The sequence below is a fragment of the Photobacterium makurazakiensis genome (assembly GCF_050336715.1).
In the GTDB taxonomy this organism is placed as follows: Bacteria; Pseudomonadota; Gammaproteobacteria; order Enterobacterales; family Vibrionaceae; genus Photobacterium; species Photobacterium makurazakiensis.
On the sequence record NZ_JAKJSJ010000136.1, the window covers coordinates 1 to 1,885 of the forward strand.

Below are 1,885 nucleotides of genomic sequence, written 5' to 3' on the forward strand. Positions count from 1 at the left end.
CATCCTTCCTTATCCGTTTTAATCAATTCATTAAAATGTGACGCTACTAAAAAGCTAATGAAATCAATGATTTTATATTTTTTATCTAGCATGATAAACATCAATACATAATCAGGTATTGATATAAATAAAAACCAAATATACGTCACATCTACTGTTCATAAAAAGAACCATAGTTTTGTTGAAAGTAGTACAAGCCTGTTCGTCAACAAAAAAGGATGTGAATGATGACTTCGAACATAAATACCATGCTGAACAAAAGTAAAAAGCATTTCATTGCCTTAACTGTATTAGGGCTTAGCATTTCACCGATACTAGATGCGCAAGCCAATACTGAAATCCCTGCCATAGACTATGATGCAATTCAGGGTGACTTTGGCGACGATCTACTATTTATTGATACTGGATCAGATACATCATTGCTTTCAATCAGTGAATGGTACCAAATTCAAGCTTATGCAACCGCCGCAGTGTCACTCCCAAGAACGGAAGCTTCTTTAAGGGTTCTAACAAAACTACCTGATCAAGCTGATTTCTCATACCAGTACCAAAACTTACTCACTGAGTTTCAAAGTATTTATAATTCAGGACACGAGTGGAATTCCTCCCTCTACCCTGAAATTGTTGACTTGGCCTTAAAGCTTGCAAATTACGCTGACATACACCCACAGCTAATCGTTCCATTAATGGATCAACTCACCCAGCTTCAACAAAATGCGCTAATGATGAACCTTCCTGCCGCCGCAGTTAACCGTGATGCCGCCATATCATTTTTAAATGTTTTGATAAACTTCACAAAAGATCAGCAGCAATCAACAAGTGACGCTGTCGAAAACCTAAAACAGTTTTCAGCCGAAGTTGAAACGCAAAAAGCACAGTTAGATGGCATTGAAGCCAGCTTTGGAGACTTGCTAAACCAAAGCACAATTAGTGACTTCAGAGAAAAAGTTAGATTATTAAATGAAGAAATAGCAGGAGAAAGATCACATCTGGATGAAACTAAACGGAATATAGGCCTTTGTTCAATCGGCGGCCCGCTGGTGTTGTTGATATGTGGCAGCATAGAAGGAGCCCAAAAAGAAAGAATAGAAAAAAGGATTGCTGACCTAAATGAAGAAATCAATAGTGCGCAGCAAGATCTCGAACATGCAATAAACCTATCAGCTTCATATGAAATTGCTCATACAAATATTGATGACATGATAACGCACATTAACAATGCATTACCAAAATTCAAAAAAGTACAACAGCACTGGCAAGAACTAGAAAGTGATTTCGATTCTTTAATTACTGCGTTAAATTCACTTGATAGTGATGATGCTTTACGTAATGCAAACTTATTGGTTGCAGGAATAGTAAGTAGCCCTATTGCAGCAACAGTTGGACCAAAGTGGAGCGACATCAGCACAAAAGCCAGAACTTTTGCTCAAAATGCCTACGTTATAGTCGAATAAACAAAACCGTCTCCAGCTTGTATCTCAGGCTGGAGACGAATGAGAATCCCTTTATCTGTCGTAAACAATATTTACGACAATATAACTGTTCAATTATTTCATGCCGTAATTTATTGAACAATAAGGTTAGCAGCAAGGACGAACATATGAACCTTTTAAAATCGATAATTATTACGGTGTATTTGTTACTTTCATTCCATGTAAACTCAAGTGAATGGGTTAATATCTACCAAATTCCTACTCCAACAAACATACCAGATCGTGTTAATGACGTTAAAACAATAAATGACGGTGGAGCCTACATCATATCAGGTATAGCATTAGATCTTAGTACGATCCTTAACGATTATTCACTAACTAGTGGTGAAAACAAACCTCATTCAATCGTTATTGTTTCGGATACTTTAACAATAAACGAAAGTATAATAACC

At 36.7% G+C, this 1,885-nt stretch carries 2 protein-coding genes; both read left to right on the top strand.

Features of this window, described 5'->3' with window-relative positions:
• Positions 1-224: 224 nt before the first annotated feature.
• Complete coding sequence (locus L4D09_RS28690; protein ID WP_428460941.1) at positions 225-1,454, top strand: alpha-xenorhabdolysin family binary toxin subunit A; 1,230 nt, start codon at positions 225-227, stop codon at positions 1,452-1,454.
• A 146-nt stretch (positions 1,455-1,600) separates the two neighbouring features.
• On the top strand, positions 1,601-1,885 hold a 285-nt coding region (locus L4D09_RS28695; protein ID WP_428460942.1), incomplete at its 3' end, for a hypothetical protein.

Coding starts and splice junctions, on each gene's coding strand:
- L4D09_RS28690 (WP_428460941.1), top strand. CDS start 225: ATGATGACTTCGAACATAAATACCATGCTGAACAAAAGTAAAAAGCAT.